The sequence below is a fragment of the Pseudomonas sp. SIMBA_068 genome (assembly GCF_046534705.1).
Lineage (GTDB): Bacteria > Pseudomonadota > Gammaproteobacteria > Pseudomonadales > Pseudomonadaceae > Aquipseudomonas > Aquipseudomonas putida.
Map to the genome: position 1 here is coordinate 336,801 of NZ_JAWRYI010000002.1, position 19,818 is coordinate 356,618.

Sequence of the window (19,818 nt, forward strand, 5' to 3'; positions counted from 1 at the left end):
TCACTGCACGGGTTTGATCAAAACGATCGAATCGACGTTACGCCCGGTTTCAGGATCAACCGATTCGCAGCGGTCAAAGTACCCAGTGCCCATCAACTGGTTGATCACCGCAGCAGTGGCTTGCTTAGTATTCGGGGTACGCGCATAACGACTGCGCAGCCAGTAGTCGAGAGAGTGAGGTTTAACCTTCGAGAGCGCCAATGGCACAGCGCCAATCACCATATTATCGGTCTGCCGAAGGTGGAGTTCGTCTATCAGCCGCTCAACGTAGAAGCCTGCTTCAGGGCCACCATGCGGTAGTACGATCCAGGAGCGCGAGCGGGTAACGTTTTTGATGTCAGTATTGAGCGTTTTGAATACTGCCTCCAACTGCTCGATTTTGGAGTTGTGCTCGAAGTCCACCAGTCGTGATGCCACTGTATGAGACAAATTCAACATCCGCGCAAGGCCGGCTACCCGAATGCCGTCAGACTGTATTGCGTTCCACAAGGCAATTTTAGCGACCACCTGAATAGGCATTTTGACGACAACTTGCCGTTCAGCTGGGATAGACGCTTCCGGGATGCGGCGGTACTGCTCTACGTAGAGGCTCAGAGCTTTGATAATGGCCTGCAAGGATTTCTCCTCGACCTCGTTTTTTTCTTCAAACGTGCTGACGGCCTCAGGGATATCGGGGCACGAGGAAACAAATTTGCCTGCTTCTTCATGAATGATGACGGGGTAATCGTACATTGCTGCACCTATCGTTTAAATGTTGGGCCCATGCCCGTTTTGGTCGGGCTTCGACAAGCTGCTAACCCAGAAGGCTACAGAGCAGCGACACTGCGACCCAATAATACATCACTTGTGATTAATATCAATCATAAGTGATGGATTTTTATCGACCGCATGGCCCACGCCCGTGGTCTCTGAGCAAAGCTGGAGCAGTGACCTAAAATGACAACGAAGCAACCCAACGGGGAGGTGATCGAACGAGCCTTCCGGGCCGGGGCGCTTTCCATCCGCACCATTGCTGACGGTAAAAAGGTGAGTGGGGCCCGCGATCCGGAGGATTACCAAAGGGTTGGTGCCGCTGCGAATACGCTACTTTCGTGCGGACAAGCAAGCCTGTAGCGTCACCTGTTGCTGCCTAAACATGTCCCGAAGGTCGTCTCTTTTTCTTTCGCTGAATTGATACAAATCAGCATTCTCAATTGAGCTCTGTAGCTTGTTGCCTACAATGCGTATCGCTTCGCATTGGTCGCTCCTCATGTCGGCTACCTTTTGATTGGCCTCTGAAAGCTCTAGGGATAGCTTGTTGTATCCCTCACTCCACTTTCTGTTCGCATCACGGAAGTCATTAAGCTGCCCCTCTAGGGTGGTGATTCGCTTTTGTCCATCAGCCAATGAGCTTCGCAATTGGCCGTAATCCATGCTCATCTGCACCACTGTTGATAAGGCTGCGCCAGCGGCTAGGGCCAACGGAACAGCAACGGTCCATTTCTTAATTGCTCCCAGGAAGGAGCTTGGGGTGGCAGGTTGGGCGCTCATGTGCAGGGCGGGCTCTTCGGTTTAGGATCGAGTGGGGTGGCTATTTGATGGCGCTTTGCCGTTTTTTCAAGGAGCGAATATGCAAAGGCCAACACCTCCGTCAAGCATGCAAGACTCACCGTGGCTCACATTGTGCCCAGCACCTGCGGTATGGGCATGGATAGGCGAAGAGATCCTGGCTACAACTGGCAGCATTCATAACCCCGAGCATGCCCACCTCATCGACGCCAACATCGGCGTACTGTGGGCATCTACTGGGTTCGCAAAGCAAGGGCGGATGATTCTCGGCCAGGCCGAGCAGCTGATGTTTCGCGCTGGCGGCTGGCAGAGGGCTCGCCAGGAGCAGCAGATGCGGGAATGGTTCGGCGAGGAGCCGACGTATCTCATAACCCTGGCCGCCGACTACTGCGCTCAATGCACCGACGCTGAGTTCTGCGCCCTGGTTGAGCACGAGCTCTACCACATCGCCCAGGCGACCGATGAGTACGGCGCTCCCAAGTTCACCCAGGAGGGACTGCCTAAGCTCTACCTGCGTGGTCACGACGTCGAAGAGTTCGTCGGAGTAGTTCGCCGGTATGGGCCAAGCCACAACGTACAGCAGCTGATCGACGCTGCAAGCCGGCCGCCTGAGGTGGCCAGGATCAACATTTCGAGGGCCTGCGGAACCTGTCTGCTCAAGTCGGCGTGATCCTTGACAGCCCTTGACGGAACCCAAATCTATGGCAGCCCTGAAAAATGAGGTGAAGGCCTTCATCGTTCAGGCTTTGGCCTGCTTCGATACACCGAGTCAGGTGTCGCAGGCCGTCAAGGATCAATACGGGGTGGAGGTATCTCGCCAGCTGTGTGAGCGGTACGACCCGACGAAGTATTCCGGGCGCGACCTGGCGCAGAAGTGGAAAGACTACTTTCACGAGTGCAGGACACGGTTCAGAGAGGAAACCAGCGACATCCCGATCGCCAACCGGGCATACAGGTTGCGCGGTCTGAGCAGGATGGCCGAGAAAGCCGAGGGCATGCGCAACCTCGCTTTGACTGCCCAGCTTTACGAGCAGGCCGCCAAGGAATGTGGCGACATGTACGTCAACCGCAAGCTCGAACCTGACAAGCCCCTGGGTTCCCAGGCGGACCAGCAGCACGCCATTGCTGAGTACAAGCTGGAGCCAGACGAGAATGTCCCCGCTACCCCGTACCTATGACCCGCCGGTGAAACTGACGCCAAAGCAGGCGAACATCTACGTTTGGGGCTTCCAGCCGCAGGCGCGCTTCCGTGATGCGGTGTGCGGGCGTCGATTCGGCAAGACCTTCCTCGGCAAGGCTGAGATGCGCCGCGCGGCCAGGCTGGCTGCGGAGTGGGGCGTGAGCGTCGAGGATGAGATCTGGTACGGCGCACCGACGTTCAAACAGGCCAAGCGGGTATTCTGGCGCAGGCTGAAGCAGGCCATCCCTGAGGCATGGCGCGCAGCCCGGCCGAACGAGACCGAGTGCTCAATCACCCTCAAGTCCGGTCACATCATGCGTGTTGTCGGCCTGGACAACTACGACAACCTGCGTGGCTCAGGTTTGTTCTTCGTCCTGGTGGACGAGTGGGCAGACTGCCCGTGGGCGGCCTGGGAAGAAGTGCTCAGGCCGATGCTCTCGACCTGCCAGTACACGATTCCCCAGACCGGAGAGTCGCGCAAAGGCGGGCATGCGCTGCGAATCGGCACTCCGAAGGGTTTCAATCACTGCTACGACACATACCGCGACGGGCAGCCGGGCGGGGAGCCAGACCACAAGAGCTGGCAATACACGTCCCTGCAGGGCGGCAACGTTCCGGCCGAGGAGCTGGATGCCGCGCGCCGAAAGATGGACCCGCGAACCTTCCGGCAGGAATACGAGGCCGGGTTCGAGAACTATGCCGGGGTCGTTTACTACACCTTCGACCGGGCCGAGTGCCGCACCAGCGAGCGCATCAAGCCAGGCGAGGCCATCCACATCGGCATGGACTTCAACGTCATGAAGATGGCCGCTGTTGTGTACGTGGTCCGTGAAGGGTTACCTCTGGCGCTGGACGAGTTCCACTCGGTGCGCGACACGCCGGAGATGATCGAGAAGATCAAGGTTCGATTCTCTGGTCACAGCGTGTCCGTGTACCCGGACGCCAGCGGACAGAACACCAGCAGCAAGAACGCCAGCGAGTCGGACCTGTCGCTGCTCAAGAAGGCGGGTTTCACCGTCGTGGTCGACTCACAGAACCCCGGCGTGAAGGACCGTATCAATGCGGTCAACGCCATGTTTCTCAACACCTACGGGGAGCGGCGCATGATGGTCAACATCGACCAGTGCCCGCAGCTCACCCAGTGCTTGGAAAGGCAGACGTACACGGACAAGGGCGAACCGGACAAAGACCCCAAGAAGGGGCACGACCACATGAACGACGCCGCCGGCTACTTCATCGCCAAGCGGTTCCCGATCAAGACTCAGTCCGCCGGCACTCGCCGCATCGGAGGTTTGGCGTAATGCCTGTTCAATCCACCAACCCAGACTATGACGCTCACATCGAAGAGTGGCGGATGATGGACGACGCCTTGGAGGGCGAGGGCGCCATCAAGCGCAGTCCGTGTAACCTGCCCAAGCCTAGCGGCATGACCGAGGCCGAGAAGCTGGACAGCGCCGGCAATGCCTACCTTTACCGGAACTACACCGACCGGGCCCAGTACGAGCACTGGGTGCGGGATTCGCTGCGCTCGATGATGGGGCTGGTCTCCCGGCTGATCCCTGAGGTGAAGCTACCCTCGGGACTGAAGGGCTTGGAGGACAACGCCACGGCCGATGGCTTCGGTCTGACCCAGCTGTTCCTGCGGATCGTGCGCCAGGCCATCTCCCATGGTCGCGTGCCGCTGGTGGTCAACATCGATGACGCGGGCCAGCCGTACTTCGCGACCTACGCGGTGCGCAACGCCATCAACTGGGACACTGCCGACCAAGGCGGCCGCCAGGACCTAGTGTTGTCAGTGTTCCGCGAATTCAGGCGCAAGGAGCAGGACCGCTACAGCCACGAGTGCGAGACGGTGTACCGCGAGTTCTACATGGACGGCGCGGTCTGCCGCACGGGCGTGCGCAACGAGGCCGGCGAGCTGATCGAGGACGACCGGCCGCTGGGCACGGTCGACGGCAGCAACAACCTGGTGCGCGGTCTGGACTACATCCCGGTCATCTACTGCGGCTCCACCGACAACTCGCCCGACGTGGACGAGATCCCGCTCCTGACCATGGCCCGGGCCGCGCTGAAGTCCTATCAGCTGAGCGCCGACTACTTCACCGCGCTGCACCAGACCAGCCACCCGCAGCCATGGGTGTCCGGCCTGGACGAGAGCGTTGAGCTCAGCGTGACCGGTCCGTCGGCGGCATGGGATCTGGGGCCAAGCGGCTCGTGCGGCTATCTGGAGTTCCAGGGCGCCGGCATCGAAGCCGTCCGTACAGCGATGGAAGACCAGAAGAACGCCGCCCTTGAGGCTGGCGCCAAAGTGATGGACGTCTCCGGCACCGAGTCGGGCGAGGCCCGCAAGACCCGCCAGAACGACCAGCACGCCACGCTGCATAGCATCGTCATCACTGCGGCGGCGGCCATCGAGCAGGCCCTGCGTTATGCGGCAGAGTGGACAGGCTACGACCCGGACGAGATCGTCTTCACGGTCAAACCTGAGTTCGTGATCCCTGAAGTCAATGCCCAGGTGCTGGCCGAGCTGCAGAAGAGCGTCATGGCCGGCACCATCAGCGCCGAGACCTACTGGCAGTACCTGACCACCGGAACGCTGCCAGAGCGCCCCTACGACGAAGAGGCCGGACTGATCGGCGACGACCACGGCGCCGGCGGCGTCAACTTGGATAAAGACGATGGCGACGAAACCGGACCAGGCAGCGGACGAGAAGCTGCTGGAGCAGGTAAGCCGCCACTCAGTGCTGCTTGAGCGGCTCAAGGCCGGCGAGGTCAAGAAGTTCGAAACCTATCTGCGCCGGGCTGACAGCCATGTTCGTGACCAGCTCACGCGCAAAGAACTGACCACCTACGGCCGGAGCAGGTTGGAAGAGTTCCTTGGGCGGGTAGGTGGCAAGCTGCTGGAGATCTACAAGGCCTTCAGCGACCGAATGCAGTCCGACCTGGTGGACATCGCGCAGTACGAGGCAGCGTTCGAGGGTCGCAGCCTGGCCAAGGCGCTGCTGATCGATGCGGCCATGCCGGTAGACTCGCTGCTCCGGGCGGCGATCAACACGCAGCCCCTGCAGGTGGCAGGCGTGGATGGCGGCAAGCTGCTGAAGCCCTTCCTGACCGGATGGACGCGCACCGAGTCGGACCGGGTAACCAACGCCATCCGGATGGGTGTCGTGCAGGGCCAGACCAACGCCGAGATCACACAGGCCATACGCGGCACCGCCGCGCAGAACTTCACGGATGGCGTGCTGGCGGTCACGAACCGAAGCGCCCGGGCAGTTGTCCAGACCGCAGTCCAGCATGTGGCCACCACGGCGCGCATGGAAACGCTCAAGGCTAATGCCGAGGTGGTGCCGGGCTATCGGATCGTCGCCACCCTGGACCAAAAAACCAGCGTGCAGTGCAGGAGCCTGGATGGCCGCGAGTATGAGATGGGCAAGGGGCCTGTGCCCCCGTTCCACATCCACTGCCGAACCACCATCACGCCGATTACAAGGTTGTCGGCGTTGTTCGGGAAAGGTGCCACAAGGGCCGCAGCGGGCGCGGATGGCGGCGGGCAGGTCTCCGCAAGCCTCAGCTACTACCAGTGGCTCAAAACTCAACCAGCGGCTTTCCAGGACGCCACGTTGGGGCCGGTACGCGGCAAGCTGTTTCGCGATGGCGGGCTGACGGCCGAGCGTTTTGCTGCTTTGCAACTGGACAAAAACTTCAAGCCGCTGACGCTGGACCAGCTTAAGGAGCTAGAGCCCTTGGCGTTCGAGCGGGCGAGATTATGATCGGCTGGTCGAGAAAGTCCCGAATGAGGTGCCAGGCCTCTTTGTAATCGCTAAGGCCTGGCAATCCACGTACAGAGACCTTGCCCCAATCTGCTGATCGTGGGAGCGCACTGATCACGGCCACAGGGAAAACGTAGAACTCCGGCGCTAAAACCTCTTTCGCCTGATCCTTAGAGCCTCGGTTCAGGAAAGCAGCCACGACAAAATCGCAGTCAAAGTTCTTAATTGGAAAGCCGCTGGCTCCAGTCCTCCAGCGACTCTTGATCTGGATCCTTGCTGACGTGTGGTTTTCGGCGTTGGTGGCCACCAAGTCGTAGCCGGGCATGTTCGTATAAGTTTTGTACGCCGCTATCCGGTTTATGAGCAGATGTCCCAGCACGAGGAACTCGGCCCCCTCGCTTTCAAGTCTTGTATCCAAGCGCGGCATAAATCAGTCCCTATCCATTTCAATGACAACCTGTTTATAGCGGGTTTTTTTATGCCCGCCAGGCGGGCCCACCAGTCCCCAGGGGATAGCCACATGCCTTTTGACTTCGACCCGGCCGCCCATGGCCTCACCCTCGACGAAACCCAAACCGCCGCGCTGAAGGCAGCGCTGGGCGGCGAGGTACAGAAATTTCTGGACGGCGAGGTCTCAGGCCTCAAGTCCAAAAACACCGAGCTGATCGGCTCCAACAAGGCCATCAAGACCGAGCTGGACAAGCTGAAAGGTCAGTTCGATGGCTTAGACCTCGAGGCGGTCAAGGGTCTGCTGGCCAAGGCCGGCCAGGACGAAGAGACCAAGCTGATCGCCGAGGGCAAACTGGACGAGGTCATAAGCCGCCGTACCGAGCGCCTGCGCACCGATCTGGGCAAGCAGGTCCAGGCCGCCAATGAGCGTGCTGACAAGGCCGAAGCCTTCGCTGCCAAGTACAGCGACAAGGTACTGGCCGACTCCATCCGCGCTGCTGCCATCAAGGCCGGCGCGCTGCCAGAGGCTGCCGAGGACATCATCCTGCGCGCCCGCGGCACCTTCAAACTGAGCGAAGACGGCGAGCCCGTTGCCACTGACCGGGCCGGCGAAGTCGTGTACGGGAAGGACGGCAAGACCCCGCTGTCTCCCCTCGAATGGGCGGAATCGCTGCGCGAAACCGCTACCCACCTGTGGCCAAGGGCTCAGGGGGCCGGGCAGACCGGCGACAACGGTGGCAAGGCCACGAAGAAATGGGGCGAGTACACCGAGACCGAGCGTGCTGCGATGGCTCGTGACAACCCCGACGCTTTCAAAAAACTCCAAGCCACCCGAGGAACCTAACCCATGGCATCTACCCAACTGTCGGACATCTTCGTTGCCGACTACTACGGCACTCTGGAGCCGGTGAACTCCCCAGAGAAGACCGCCGTTTATGAGTCGGGCATCATCACCCGTTCCGCGACTCTGGACGGCATCGCCAAGAACGGCCAAGGCACTTCCGAGATCAGCTACTGGCAGGATCTCGACGCCGATGAGGCGCCGAACATCTCCAACGATGACCCTGATGACCTGGGCGCCGTCGGCAAGGCCGAGCAGGGCAGCATGCGGGCCCGCACCCTGTACCTCAACAAGGGCTATGGCGTATCCGACCTGACTGCTGAGCTGGCCAACTCCGAGCCGATGCAGCACATCCGCAACCGCTTCGGCACCTACTGGACCCGCCAATGGCAGCGCTACTTGATGGGGGCGGCCCGCGGCGTGATTGCGTCCAACATCGCCAACAACGGCGGGGACATGGTGAAAGATGCGGGCGCGTCCATCAGCGCGAACGCCTTCCAAGACGCTGCCTTCACCGCTGGTGACGCCGCCGACATGTTCGCCGCGATCGGTGTGCACTCAGTCGTGATGAACCAGATGGTGAAGCAGGACATGATCGAGTACCTGCGCGACTCGCAGGGCAAGGTCATCCTGGCCACCTACCTGGGCAAGCCGGTGTTCATGGATGACGGCCTGATCTACGCCCCGGGCCAGTACCTGTCGCTGTTCTTCGGCCAAGGCGCCTTCGGCTATGGCGAGGGCGACCCGCACATGCCTGTCGAGATGCAGCGCAAGCCGGATGGCGGTAACGGCGGCGGCGCTGAGGTGCTGTGGGAGCGCAAGACCTACATCCTCCAGCCGGCCGGCTTCAGCTGGCAGGGCAGCGAGAACCGCAACCTGAGCCCGAGTGCCACCCAGTACGCCGCCGCGGCTAACTGGAAGCGCGTGTTCGACCGCAAACAGGTTCCGTTCGCCGCGGTCATCAGCGGCACCGCCACCCCTTGACCCCATGATGCAGGGCGCCTGCCTGGCGCCCCGCGCAGGAGCTCAGCATGAAAGTCATCTACACCAACACCCCGGGCAGCGAGCGCGATACCTGCTATCGCCGCCTGGATCAGTTCTTCGGCGTGATCGACGGCGCTACCTCGGTTTCCGTTCAGGGCGATGCCCCGCACATCGGCGAGGCCTACCAGCGCCAGGGCATCAGCGTGAGCGAGATCGAGGAAGGTCTGCGCCTGGATGGCCCTACCGTCGCTCAGTGGGTGGGAGAGGGTTACAAGGCGTCGGCCTACCCACCGAACGGCTACGCCTCGGTCAGCAGCCAAGCGGAAATCGACAAGGCGATTGAGGAGGAGGGTGGTGGCGATCCCGAGACCGATCCTCACAAGATGAAGGTTCCGGAGCTCAAAGAGTGGCTGATGGCCCAGGGCATCACCTTCGATCCCGCTCTCAACAAGCCCGAGCTGCAGGCACTGATCCCGTCGAAGGAATAAGCCATGACCGACTTCATCACTGTTGCTGATGTTGACCAGAAGCTCGGGCAGGGCTGGGCCGGCACCGGTGATGCGGTCCTTGCCGTGGCCATGGCCAATGCTTGGCTCACGGCCAAGATCAAGCGACCGGTGCCAGACCCCGTGCCAGACGCCATCGTGAGTGCTGGCGCGCAGGTGGCCAAGCTGGCGGCAGCCGGCAAGCTTTATAAGGACACCCAGCGTGAGGTGCAAAGCAAGACCGTGTCCGCCCAGGCTGGCACCTCGACCAGTAAGACCTACGTCGCGGGGTCTTTTGATCGCTCGACCGGCGAGAACTTCGCTCTCGACCTTATCGCACCTTGGACCCGCCGCGCCGGCACAGTAATGCTCAAGAGGATCTGACCCATGGGTATGCGCGAAGAAATCCAGGCCGATCTGGCGGAAGCGTTCGATGATCCGGACGGCCTGGCCGATGCGGTGAAGCCGGTGGCCGGATCTCGTGTCGTGAAGGGTGGGTATGACCCCGCGATTGGCGGCACCGTCCCGGCCTCGACTATCTACTACGCCGGCCGCGGCGTGTTCGGCAGCTACCTGGCCAAGGAAATCGATGGTTCGCGCATCCAGACCGAGGACGTGAAGCTGCTGTTGCTTCAGAACGAACTGTTCGAGGGGCAGGCTGGCGCTGTCACCGATGTCCCGGCGACGCCCAAGATCGGAGACCAAGTGAGCGGCTACCGCGCACTCAATGTGTCCGAGGACCCGGCCCAGGCGACTTGGACCGTCCAGCTGAGGAAGTGATATGGCGCGCGGCTCACACATGGCTCAGCGATACGGTGGGCAGCAGGGCAACTTTGCCGAAGCTATCAGGGCATTCGCCGAGCAGGCGGAGCAAGCCCTGGACGCGACCTTCCGCGAGATCGTGATCGAGATCGGCAGCAGCGTTATCCGCATCTCGCCAGTAGGCAATCCGGAGCTGTGGGCGGCAAACGTTGCACACCGGGCCAAGGCCAACAAGGCCGCCGACGATTACGACTTCAAGGTCGCGGTGCGCAACACCCTGATCAACCTGAACCAGGACAACTTCACCAAGGCCGGCAAGCTGCGTAAGGGCGTGAAGTACGCGAAGCCGCTGACCACGACCGAGCGTGTGCGGAACTTCGCTGTGAACGGGATGGTTGCAGGCCAGGGCTACGTCGGCGGACGGTTCCGGGGCAACTGGCAGTTCTCCATCGATTCACCGGCGACTGAGGAACTCGACCGCATAGACCCGTCGGGCAGCGAGGCCATTGCCGCGCTCATCACCCAAGTGCAGGCGCTGACCATCGGCCAGACGGCGTACATCGTGAACAACCTGCCTTACGCCATTCCGCTCGAGTACGGACATTCAACGCAGGCGCCGGCCGGCATAGTCAGGGTCACCCTGGCCAACTTCCAACGCATCGTTGACGAAGCCATCAGGAACAACAGCTTATGAGCCAAGCACGAGCCAGGCAGGCCATCGAGATCAAGTTGATGGCCTGGGCCACGGCGCGCCCTATCCGGATCGCGAACTTCGAGCAGGGGTTCGTGGCCGGGGCCGACGAAACCTACCTGCAGGCGTTCCAACTGCCAGCGGGCACCACTTGCCGCTATCTGGGCAGCGATGCCTACGAGTACACCGGTGTCTACCAAGTGAGCATCGTCTGCCCGGCGGGCCAGCCACTGGCTACCGCTGAGGCCCTGGTCGGTGAGCTTTCGAGCCTCTTCCGGGCTGACTCGGAGCTCAGCCGCAACGGCTTCGAGGGTTTGGTTACCGAACCTGTTGACCAGGGCCCAACCATCACCGAGTCGGCAACCTATACGGTGCCGGCCAGCTTCACCTACCGCGGTGTCGCGGACCAATCGCCCGCTGGGGCATAACCAACCGCCGCCTGGCGGGCTATCAAGAGGAAACAACCCATGGCCGCACGCTTCCCGCTGCCGAACGGCTCCGTGCTGGAAATCGCCAGCGTACTCGCCGCTGCCGTAGCCTACACCGCTCTAACCAACGCTGCGCCGCCTGTGGCCAGCGCGGCAGGACACACCATCAAGAACGGCGATGTTCTTGTCGTCAGCTCAGGTTGGTCGCTGATCAACGACCGCGCTGTTCGCGCGGCCAGTGTTGCCGCTGACAAGTTTTCGCTGGCCGGACTGAACACCACCAACACCGATAAGTACACGGCCGGGGCGGGTGTGGGCTCTGTTATCCCGGTGACCAACTGGGCTCAGATCTCGAAGGTGACCGCTTTCACCTCTTCGGGCGGTGAGCAGCAGTACCTCACGGTCGGGTACCTTGAGGACGACGACGATCGCCAGTTCCCCACCAATCGTAACCCGATCACGCTTTCGATCACTGTCGAGGATCAGCCTGCGGCTGCCTACGTGGGCCTGGTCGAGGCCTATGGCGATAGCAAGGAGCTGACCGTAGTGCGTCTGAAGTTGCCAAATGGCGACCAGATCCTCTACCCAGGTTACGTGAGCATCACCACCACCCCAACGATGGAGCGTAACAACCTCATGACCCGCACCATCAGCATCGCGCTGTCGGGTCGTCCGGTCCGTTACTTAGCAGGCGCATAAGGAGCCCCCATGGCGAAGATCAAAATCGCGCAGAACCCGACGTTCACTGCCGAGGTGCAGGTTCCTCGAATCGGTGGAGAGCCAGTGCCGGTGGAATTTGAGTTCCGCTATATGGATCGCGTGAAGCTGGCCGGCATGTTTGATCGCTGGAACAAGGCTCGCGACGCTTGGGCGGAGCAGGCCAGGGCCGACAACGCTACGTGGGAAGAGGTGACCGCTGGCGAAATCGCTCTGCAGGCCGAGCAACTGGGCGAAATCGTCACAGGGTGGGACTTGGAGGACAAGTTCAGTCAGAAGGCGATCCTCGAATTGGTCCGTACCTGCACGCGTGCACCTAAGGCCGTCATCGACGCCTTCCAAGCTGCTTACAGCCCGGCCCGATTGGGAAACTGAGGGCGGCGGCCCGGGCCTGTTATGAGCGTGGGCCATCTGCCGAGCAACTGGCCCCGCTGGGGCTGACCCTGGCGGACATCCCTGAAGAGGAAGTGGAGGTTTGGCCAGACGCTTGGCCAGCCTTTCGGCTTTTCGACGCGATGGGCACGCAGTGGCGGGTTGGAACGGGCGGCCCGTCTGGCCTGGACTACACAGCCATCCCCGCAACAGCCTCGATGCTCGGCATCAAGCGCCGCGACCTCACCGACATTTTTCCCGATCTCCGCGTTATGGAGGTCGAGGCCTTGGCCGTCATGGCCGAATCCATGGAGTAGATCATGACCACCATTGCCTCTCTCGGTCTTCAGATCGACTCCGGTGATGCCGTTGAGGCCAAGGACAATCTCGACCAGCTGACGGACGCCGGCAAGCGCAGCGAGGAGTCGGCTGGGCGAACTGGGCGCGCTTGGGAGACTGCCCTGGGCAGCCTGCAAGGTGACACCCGCCAGATCGTCCAGGAGCTGCAGTCACTCAACGCCAAGCAGGCCGAGCTGGCGCAGCAGATGGCTACCGTGGGGCGCGCTGTTACCAGCGCCTCAACGGCGTTCAGCAGTGCCGCAGTGAATATGGGGGCGTTCCGAACCGAAGCCGCTCAGGCGGGTAAGGTTCAGGAAACGCTGACCAGTGCCACAGATGCGGGCGCCCAAGCCGGCCGGCGCGCTGCCGAATCCGCCGACGAGCAGCAGTCCAGGATTCTGGCCGTGGCCAAAGCCTCGATGGAGGCCAGCCAGTTCGTTCAGTCGCTCAACCGGGCCACCGAGCACACAGTCGAGGTCACCTCTCAGGCTAACGGTGTCCTGTCCGAGAGCGCAAGTCGGCAGGCTGCCATCAAAAGCCGGGCCCAGGCCCTCATTGCCACAGAAGAGCGCCAGGCTGAGGCGGCGAAGAAGGCCGCCGGCGCGCATCGGGAAGAAGGTCAGGCTCTTGAGGAGCTGCTGGGTAAGATCGACCCGACCGTCGCGGCAATGAGCCGCCTGGACCAGATGGAGCAGAAGCTGAAGGGCTTCCGCACCAGTGGGTCGCTCGATGCAGATACCTTCGGCGAGTACCAGGCGAAAATCGATCAGGCGCGTACTGCGCTGGGCGGTGCCGACACTGCGCTGAACAAGACGGGTATGACGGCCAAGGCTACGGCTGCTGCATTGCGCGGCGTTCCGGCGCAGTTCACTGACATCGTTGTGTCCCTGCAGGGCGGCCAGGCCCCGTTAACTGTCCTGCTTCAGCAGGGCGGGCAGCTCAAGGACATGTTCGGCGGCATAGGTCCTGCCGCCCAGGCCTTGGGCGGCTACGTCATGGGGCTGGTGAATCCATTCACTGTCGCGGCAGCAGCGGTAGGTGTGCTTGGCTATGCCTACTACAAGGGCAGCGAAGAAGCGGTCGGATACCAGAAGGCGTTGATCACCACTGGTAATGCGGCTGGCACAACGTCGGATAGACTGTCAGCAATGGCACGGGAGGTCTCGTCCACTGTCGGCACCACGGGCGCTGCCGCTGAAGTGCTCACTCAGCTGGCCGGTAGCGGCAAGGTCGCCTCCGAGAGTTTCGTCGAGATCACTGAGGCCGCGCTAGAGTGGCGTTCAGCGACCGGCAAGGCAGTCGAGGATACCGTTGCCGAGTTCGTGAAGATCGGCAAAGACCCAGTGGCAGCGGCCAAGGAGCTTAACCAGCAGTACAACTTTCTGACCGCTTCGACCTACTCACAGATCGTTGCCCTGAAGGAACAGGGCGATACCATCGGAGCCGCCAAGCTGCTCACAGACACCTACGCGGATACCGTCAAGGAGCGGTCTGGGCAAATAACTGAAAATCTTGGCCTGATTGAGAAGGCCTGGAAGGGAATCAAGGCTGCAGCGGCAGGAGCTCTTGATGCAACGTACGGTGTCGGCAGAGAGGTCACGCTGGCCCAGCAGATCGAAGGGCTTGAGCGAAAGCTGGCGGACCCCCAGTCCTACAGCTCAACTCCGATGATCGGTGAGGACAATCCTGACCTAATGGAGCGCGGCCGAACCCGCGAGGAAGATGAGGATCGTCTGCGCACTCTCAAGCTCTACCGAAAAGAGCAGGAGGGTATAGCAAAAGCGCGTGAGGACGAGGCGCGCAGTCAGCAGGCAGCAATCGTCGCAACAGACAAAGTAGACGCACTGGAAAAATCTGCATGGACGAACGCTGAGAAGCGCGCAGAAAAACTAAAGGAATACCGGAAATCGCTCGACGCCATCCGGCTAAAGAATCCCGACGATGAGCGTCTGAAGCCCGAGCGTATCGCCAGGGTAGAGGCCGACATCGCCAAGCAGTTCAAGGATCCTGCCGGGCGTACCACGTCAGTCGACCTCTCCGGGTTCAACGACCAGAAGAACGCGCTGAATGCCATCCTGGCCGAGTACAAGAACCACCAGAAGGAGCTGGACGCGGCACAGAAGGCCGGTCTGATCTCGCAAGAGTCGTACGCAGCCCAGCGGGCCGCAATCCTCGAGCAGCAAAAGGCCGAGGTCACGAACGCCTACGAGGCAGAGATCAAGGCGCTGGAGGATGCCAAGGGGCGAAGCGGCACCAGCGCTCAGCAGCGAATCCAGCTCGACCAGAAAATTGCTGACGCCCGCGCCGCAATGGTTAAGGCGCAAAAGGACGCCGATACCGAGCTTTCGGTGCTGGCGACAAATGAGCAAGGCCGGCTGGCCAAACAGGCCAGGGCCGTGCAGACCTACACCGATGCCCTTGACCAGCAGGTGCTGGCGCTTAGGCTGCAGGGGCAGCGTTCCGCTGATGGCCTTGGGCTTGGCGATCGTCAGCGCAGCCTGCAGGACCAGCAGAACGGCATCACTGACCGGATGAACCAGCAGCGCCTGGACTTAGCCAACCAGTACGGTGACGGCTCCCGTGGCATGAGCCTCGATGAGTACAACCAGAAGCTGGCTGCCCTGAGCAAGACCGAGAAGGACCTGCAGGAAACCACCATCGCCAACTACGACCAGATGACGGCCGCCCAGGGCGATTGGCGCAAGGGGGCGTCGTCGGCCTTCCAGAACTACCTGGAACAGGCCCGGGATGTCGCCGGGCAGACAAGATCCCTGTTCACCAACGCCTTCAGCTCGATGGAGGACGCGGTCGTGAACTTCGCCATGACCGGCAAGTTCTCGTTCGCAGACTTCACCAGGTCGATTCTGGCCGACATGGTGAGGATCGAGACACAGCGGGCTGCATCAGGGCTGCTAGGTAGTTTAGTGAGTTGGGGTTCTACCGCAGCCTCTGCATGGTTTGGCGGTGGGGCCTCATCTGCTGGATCAACACAAGCCGGTTACAGTCCTGAGATCATCGACGCATGGGCGGCCGCGCGCCAGGCTGATGGCGGCGCCTGGAGCAATGGTGTGCAGTTGTTCGCCAATGGCGGTGCGTTCACTAACTCCATCGTGAGCACGCCCACGGCCTTCGGCATGGCCGGGGGCAAGCTCGGTGTGATGGGGGAGGCTGGCGACGAAGCTGTCATGCCTCTGACCCGCACGTCCGGCGGCCAATTAGGCGTCAGGGCGGTCGGAGGAGGATCTGGAACCGCTATTAGCCTGTCGGCTCCGATCAGCCTGGTCATGGAGGACCGAAGTAACGAGGGGATGCAGCTCGATCAAGCACTGCTTCAACAGAACATGCAGAAGCAGTTGCAGATTGCTGCAGAAAAGGCGGTCGCAGATTCGTGGCGCCCGGGCGGAGTGAGCTACCGAAACGCACAAGGGAGGCGCTGATGGCCATCGAGAAGTTCAGCTGGCCCACCCAGCGCGGCGAAACGCCAGAGATCAGTTACCGGGTCCGCGAGTCCCGTTTCGGCGGAGGCTACCGGCAAACGGTGGGTGACGGCCCCAACAACAAAGAGGACAGCTACCCGATCACCGTAACCGGCACGAAGGCCCAGGTCCGCAAGATCATGGAGTTCTTCGACCGGCACGGCGGCGCCAAGGCTTTTCTCTGGTCGACGCCGCTCGGGGATCTCGGGCTCTTCACTTGCACTGACCCCAAGCCCACGCCCGTCGGGGGTGGCCGATTCAAAGTCACCGCCAACTTCGAGCGTGCATTTCACCCGTAAGGATTCACCATGCCATTCATCAAGGACATCCAGACCCTGGAGCCTGGCAGCGAGGTGTTGCTGTTTGAGCTGGATGGCTCTGACTTTGGCGCCGATACGCTGCGTTTCCATGGGCACGCAATCCCTCACACGCCCGAAGAGCTGGCAGCGGCTGGCGTCAACGCTGATCAGCTTCCGGCGAAGTCGATCTGGTGGCAGGGCAACGAGTACGGCGCCTGGCCCATGCAGATCGAGGGCATTGAAGCGAACTCGGACGGCACCGCTGTACGCCCGACTCTGACGGTTGGCAATGTCAACGGAAGGATCACAGCGCTGTGCCTGGCCTTCGATAATCTGCTCGAATTCAAACTGACCATGCGCCACACCATGGCCCGCTACCTAGATGCGGCCAACTTCCCCGCTGGTAACCCGGAGGCCGACCCTACCGAGGAAGCGATTGAGGTTTGGTACATCGACCAGAAGGTTTCCGAGAACGGCACCACGGTTTCCTGGGAGCTGGCCAGCCCCGGTGATGTCGGCGGCGAAACCATTGGCCGGCAGATGACCCAACTGTGCCACTGGGCAATGACTGCTGGCTACCGCGGCCCCAATTGCGGTTACACCGGCCCCTACTTTGACCTGGACGGGAGCGCTACAGACGATCCGGCCAAGGATCAGTGCAACGGCTGCCTGGATTCGGGCTGCACCGTTCGCTTCGGGCAGGGCAATCAACTCCCATTCGGCGGCTTTCCAGCTGTTTCCCTGATCACGCGGAGCTGACCATGCGAAAGCACATCCTCGCCGCCGTGCAAATGCACGCTGCGGCGGAATACCCGCGGGAGTGTTGCGGGCTGATCATCACCGTGGGGCGCTCCCAGCGGTACATCCCATGCGACAACACCGCGATCGATCCCGCCGAGGAGTTCCGTATCTCCCCGGAGCAGTATGCAGCAGCCGAAGACCAAGGCCAGGTGATCGGCATCGTGCACTCGCACCCGGACGCTACCAGCAGGCCCTCGCCGCGTGACTTGGCCATATGTGAGGCCACAGGCTTGCCCTGGCACATCCTGTCGTGGCCTGAAGGTGATCTTCGCAGCATTACCCCTACCGGCCACGCGCCGCTGCTGGGTAGGCCATTCGTGCACGGCGCTTGGGACTGCTGGCAGGTCTGCGCAGACTGGTACAAGCGGGAGTGGGGGCTGGAGTTTCCGGCTTACGCCCGGGAGGAGGGGTGGTGGGAGCAGGAGGATGGCCCGAGCCTTTACGAGCAGGCCTACGAGGCCGCTGGGTTCTACCAAGTCAGCCAACCACAGCGTGGCGACATGATCGTCATGGCCGTTGGCCGTACCGCCCACCCGAACCACGCAGGTATCTACCTGGGCGCTGAAGCGCAGCTGCCAGAAGAGCATGTCCAGGTGTTCGGCCCCGGCCCCTTCATGCTGCACCACCTGCTCGGCAGGCCATCAGAAATCATCGTGTTCGGCGGGCCCTGGCTCGACCGGACGCGCCTTGTGTTGCGTCACCGGGACGCGAAGTGAAGCGGCCAGGCCGCAGGAGTGGCTATGAGCAATCAGAAGGCGGATGTCGTGGCCGTGAGCAGGCTTGAAACCAGGATCGACCCAAGGGCAAAAGTCGTTCCCGTGAAGCCGGCGACACCCTGCAGATGGGACGACAGCGAAGTCGTCCCATTGCCACAGGATGGGCCGTGGGATTCACGAGAGTTGCTGTTTGTTGGGTGGTGCTCGCTTGAAGGCACCAAGGTGGAACGCATCAGGACCATTTCAACCAGAGTGGTGACTAGCCCAAGTAAAGGCGATAAATATCTTTCTTGAAATCCAGCACTAGTGCCCCGCATTCAATCGTCAGCATTCCGACAACTAGATCCTCGGTCGCGCTGCTATTACGAAGCGGTACAGAGAAAATGTCCGTCTCCAGCTGTACTTTCGCTTCAGGGAAGTAGATGTGGCATCTATGTTGAGTGCTAGCGATGGAGCCTGCGTTGCATCTTATGGTGGACGTCCCGATCTGTGGGCATTGGGCCATGCTGATAGCTTCTGCCGTTCCGTAGTTGTAGTCAGCGCCGGTATCTAAAAGTGCGTAAGTTGGGTTCGGGTTTTCCGGCGCTTGCGCTTTCGCCTGAGCATCTTGTGCGTACCGCAAAACTACTTGGACCACAGGGCGCCCTGGGCGACGATCCCGCACCACCCCATTGTCGTCCATAAATTTGACCGGCACATAGCTCAGCCCCTCGGGTAGTGAATAGCTTGACATTGTGTTTCTTGGCTCGATAAGGCCCCAGTCCATGGGCTTTCTGGCAATGGACCAGGGCGGTTCATTGGAGGTGCAAAGCTACTATGGCGAAATGCTGGCGCGTTACTGGCTTTCCATCCACGCTGGATGCCCGACCAGTTCGGCTGCTACAGTCGCTGGTTTCAAGGGAGGGATCACATGCGAATTCTGTTCGGGGTGGTGGGGCTGGCGTTGCTGGCGGGGTGCGTGTCGCCGAGCGACCTGAAAGGTAATTCTCCAACGACCAAAGCTGTTACCAAGAAGTCGCCAAAGGAGTACGCGCTATGTGTATTCCCTCAATGGCAGGATGCTCGATCTGAAGCGACCATGTCAGAGACTCAGAATGGCTACCGTCTAGTCATTGCTGCGATGAACCTGACAGACGAATTGCTTGAGGTCTCTAAGACGGGCACGGGTAGCTCGGTTGTGTTCTATCAGCGGGTTCCATGGATGCCAGGTGTCGGGCGTTCCGCGATAGAGGGTGCAGTAAAATCGTGCCTTTGATGTAACACCACCTATCAACCGCCTCCGGGCGGTTTTTTATTGCCCGGAGGAAAGTATGGCTGCAACGGTTGCGCATTACGCGCAGATGACAACGATCAAGCTTTCCGGCTCGCTGGCTCAGAAATTTGGCCGTGCGCATTGCCGCCAGTTGGATAGTGGAGAGGGGTGGGAAGCGTTCAAAGCGTTGCGCGTTACTCTTCCCGGCTTCGTGGAGGAGATCAGACGGCTTGATGCCCTGGGAGTCCGCTTCGCCGTCTTCCGCAACCGAAAAAATGTAGGCGCCGATGACCTTGGGCGCCGTGGCACCAAAGAAATCCGCATTGTTCCCGTGATCGGCGGGAGCAAGCGCGGAGGTCTTCTTCAGACGATCATTGGAACCGTAATCTTCGCCGCGTCGTTTTTCGTTCCTGGGATGCAGGGGTGGGGGCAATCCCTCGGAGCATCACTCGCCTTGGGCGGCGTCATCCAGATGCTAAGCCCCCAAGCAAAGGGCCTATCCCAGAGCGCCGCCCCTGAAAACCTACCGAGTTACGCCTTCGGCAGCGCCAAAAACACCACGGCCAGCGGCAACCCTGTTCCGATCTGCATCGGCGAACGTCGCTGGGGCGGGGCGATCATCTCTGTGTCGATTCGTGCCGAAGACAAGAAGTAGCCACGGCTGAACGAACAAGCCGCCTCCGGGCGGTTTTTTATTGCTTGGAGAT

25 protein-coding genes are annotated in these 19,818 nt (G+C 61.1%); 21 read left to right on the plus strand and 4 right to left on the minus strand.

What is annotated here, in order from left to right:
* Together SB756_RS07720 and SB756_RS07725 are read right to left on the minus strand one after the other, a co-directional pair.
* Positions 1-732 (minus strand): type II toxin-antitoxin system HicB family antitoxin, encoded by a 732-nt coding sequence (locus tag SB756_RS07720; protein ID WP_410910574.1) that lies wholly within the window; start codon positions 730-732, stop codon positions 1-3.
* Between the two features lie 351 nt (positions 733-1,083).
* Positions 1,084-1,530, minus strand: a complete 447-nt coding sequence (locus SB756_RS07725; RefSeq protein WP_410910575.1) for a hypothetical protein — start codon at positions 1,528-1,530, stop codon at positions 1,084-1,086.
* 79 nt (positions 1,531-1,609) lie between these two features.
* On the opposite strand from SB756_RS07725, the gene SB756_RS07730 reads away from it, so the two are divergent.
* From SB756_RS07730 to SB756_RS07750, 5 genes are read left to right on the plus strand one after another with little or no spacing between them, the layout of a single operon-like run.
* The gene (locus tag SB756_RS07730) at positions 1,610-2,218 is read left to right on the plus strand and encodes a putative metallopeptidase (RefSeq protein WP_410910576.1); all 609 of its coding nucleotides are present in this window, start codon (positions 1,610-1,612) and stop codon (positions 2,216-2,218) included.
* A gap of 31 nt (positions 2,219-2,249) precedes the next feature.
* Complete coding sequence (locus SB756_RS07735; RefSeq protein ID WP_410910577.1) at positions 2,250-2,726, plus strand: DUF2280 domain-containing protein; 477 nt, start codon at positions 2,250-2,252, stop codon at positions 2,724-2,726.
* A 7-nt stretch (positions 2,727-2,733) separates the two neighbouring features.
* Complete coding sequence (locus tag SB756_RS07740; RefSeq protein ID WP_410910578.1) at positions 2,734-4,029, plus strand: terminase; 1,296 nt, start codon at positions 2,734-2,736, stop codon at positions 4,027-4,029.
* On the plus strand, positions 4,029-5,480 hold the full coding sequence (locus SB756_RS07745) for a DUF4055 domain-containing protein (RefSeq protein WP_410910579.1): 1,452 nt from the start codon (positions 4,029-4,031) through the stop codon (positions 5,478-5,480). The genes SB756_RS07740 and SB756_RS07745 overlap by 1 nt, the downstream gene beginning before the upstream one ends.
* Positions 5,407-6,498, plus strand: coding sequence for a minor capsid protein (locus SB756_RS07750; RefSeq protein ID WP_410910580.1), 1,092 nt, complete (start codon positions 5,407-5,409; stop codon positions 6,496-6,498). The genes SB756_RS07745 and SB756_RS07750 overlap by 74 nt, the downstream gene beginning before the upstream one ends.
* On the opposite strand, the gene SB756_RS07755 is transcribed toward SB756_RS07750, so the two are convergent.
* The gene (locus tag SB756_RS07755) at positions 6,455-6,925 is read right to left on the minus strand and encodes a hypothetical protein (RefSeq protein ID WP_410910581.1); all 471 of its coding nucleotides are present in this window, start codon (positions 6,923-6,925) and stop codon (positions 6,455-6,457) included. The two genes, SB756_RS07750 and SB756_RS07755, sit on opposite strands and share 44 nt — an antisense overlap.
* A 93-nt stretch (positions 6,926-7,018) precedes the next feature.
* Here SB756_RS07755 and SB756_RS07760 point away from each other — a divergent pair, with 93 nt between their 5' ends.
* From SB756_RS07760 to SB756_RS07825, 14 genes are all read left to right on the plus strand, one after another.
* Entirely contained in the window at positions 7,019-7,792 is a 774-nt protein-coding gene (locus SB756_RS07760) for a hypothetical protein (RefSeq protein ID WP_410910582.1), read from the plus strand.
* A 3-nt stretch (positions 7,793-7,795) separates the two neighbouring features.
* Entirely contained in the window at positions 7,796-8,773 is a 978-nt protein-coding gene (locus SB756_RS07765) for a major capsid protein (RefSeq protein WP_220633919.1), read from the plus strand.
* Positions 8,774-8,820: 47 nt separating this feature from the next.
* Entirely contained in the window at positions 8,821-9,261 is a 441-nt protein-coding gene (locus tag SB756_RS07770; RefSeq protein ID WP_410910583.1) for a hypothetical protein, read from the plus strand.
* A 3-nt stretch (positions 9,262-9,264) separates the two neighbouring features.
* On the plus strand, positions 9,265-9,642 hold the full coding sequence (locus tag SB756_RS07775; protein ID WP_410910584.1) for a hypothetical protein: 378 nt from the start codon (positions 9,265-9,267) through the stop codon (positions 9,640-9,642).
* A gap of 3 nt (positions 9,643-9,645) precedes the next feature.
* Positions 9,646-10,038 carry a hypothetical protein gene (locus tag SB756_RS07780; RefSeq protein WP_410910585.1) on the plus strand — a complete coding sequence of 131 codons (393 nt, stop codon included), beginning with the start codon at positions 9,646-9,648 and terminating at the stop codon, positions 10,036-10,038.
* Between the two features lies 1 nt (position 10,039).
* The gene (locus SB756_RS07785; RefSeq protein WP_410910586.1) at positions 10,040-10,714 is read left to right on the plus strand and encodes a hypothetical protein; all 675 of its coding nucleotides are present in this window, start codon (positions 10,040-10,042) and stop codon (positions 10,712-10,714) included.
* A complete protein-coding gene (locus SB756_RS07790) occupies positions 10,711-11,139 on the plus strand; it encodes a phage tail terminator-like protein (protein ID WP_410910587.1) in 429 nt (142 codons plus the stop codon). The genes SB756_RS07785 and SB756_RS07790 overlap by 4 nt, the downstream gene beginning before the upstream one ends.
* 39 nt (positions 11,140-11,178) lie before the next feature.
* Positions 11,179-11,838 carry a phage tail protein gene (locus tag SB756_RS07795; RefSeq protein ID WP_084966431.1) on the plus strand — a complete coding sequence of 220 codons (660 nt, stop codon included), beginning with the start codon at positions 11,179-11,181 and terminating at the stop codon, positions 11,836-11,838.
* A 9-nt stretch (positions 11,839-11,847) separates the two neighbouring features.
* Complete coding sequence (locus SB756_RS07800; RefSeq protein WP_410910588.1) at positions 11,848-12,231, plus strand: phage tail assembly chaperone; 384 nt, start codon at positions 11,848-11,850, stop codon at positions 12,229-12,231.
* A 62-nt stretch (positions 12,232-12,293) separates the two neighbouring features.
* Entirely contained in the window at positions 12,294-12,545 is a 252-nt protein-coding gene (locus SB756_RS07805; RefSeq protein WP_110160006.1) for a DUF1799 domain-containing protein, read from the plus strand.
* 3 nt (positions 12,546-12,548) lie between these two features.
* Positions 12,549-16,004 (plus strand): phage tail tape measure protein, encoded by a 3,456-nt coding sequence (locus tag SB756_RS07810; protein WP_410910589.1) that lies wholly within the window; start codon positions 12,549-12,551, stop codon positions 16,002-16,004.
* Complete coding sequence (locus SB756_RS07815) at positions 16,004-16,342, plus strand: phage tail protein (RefSeq protein WP_410910590.1); 339 nt, start codon at positions 16,004-16,006, stop codon at positions 16,340-16,342. The genes SB756_RS07810 and SB756_RS07815 overlap by 1 nt, the downstream gene beginning before the upstream one ends.
* Before the next feature lie 9 nt (positions 16,343-16,351).
* Positions 16,352-17,101 carry a phage minor tail protein L gene (locus SB756_RS07820; RefSeq protein ID WP_410910591.1) on the plus strand — a complete coding sequence of 250 codons (750 nt, stop codon included), beginning with the start codon at positions 16,352-16,354 and terminating at the stop codon, positions 17,099-17,101.
* 2 nt (positions 17,102-17,103) lie between these two features.
* Complete coding sequence (locus SB756_RS07825) at positions 17,104-17,859, plus strand: C40 family peptidase (protein WP_410910592.1); 756 nt, start codon at positions 17,104-17,106, stop codon at positions 17,857-17,859.
* A gap of 259 nt (positions 17,860-18,118) precedes the next feature.
* On the opposite strand, the gene SB756_RS07830 is transcribed toward SB756_RS07825, so the two are convergent.
* Positions 18,119-18,592, minus strand: coding sequence for a hypothetical protein (locus SB756_RS07830; RefSeq protein ID WP_410910593.1), 474 nt, complete (start codon positions 18,590-18,592; stop codon positions 18,119-18,121).
* Positions 18,593-18,769: 177 nt separating this feature from the next.
* On the opposite strand from SB756_RS07830, the gene SB756_RS07835 reads away from it, so the two are divergent.
* Together SB756_RS07835 and SB756_RS07840 are read left to right on the plus strand one after the other, a co-directional pair.
* Entirely contained in the window at positions 18,770-19,114 is a 345-nt protein-coding gene (locus SB756_RS07835) for a hypothetical protein (RefSeq protein WP_410910594.1), read from the plus strand.
* A 55-nt stretch (positions 19,115-19,169) separates the two neighbouring features.
* Complete coding sequence (locus SB756_RS07840) at positions 19,170-19,766, plus strand: tail assembly protein (protein WP_341796154.1); 597 nt, start codon at positions 19,170-19,172, stop codon at positions 19,764-19,766.
* Positions 19,767-19,818 lie beyond the last annotated feature (52 nt).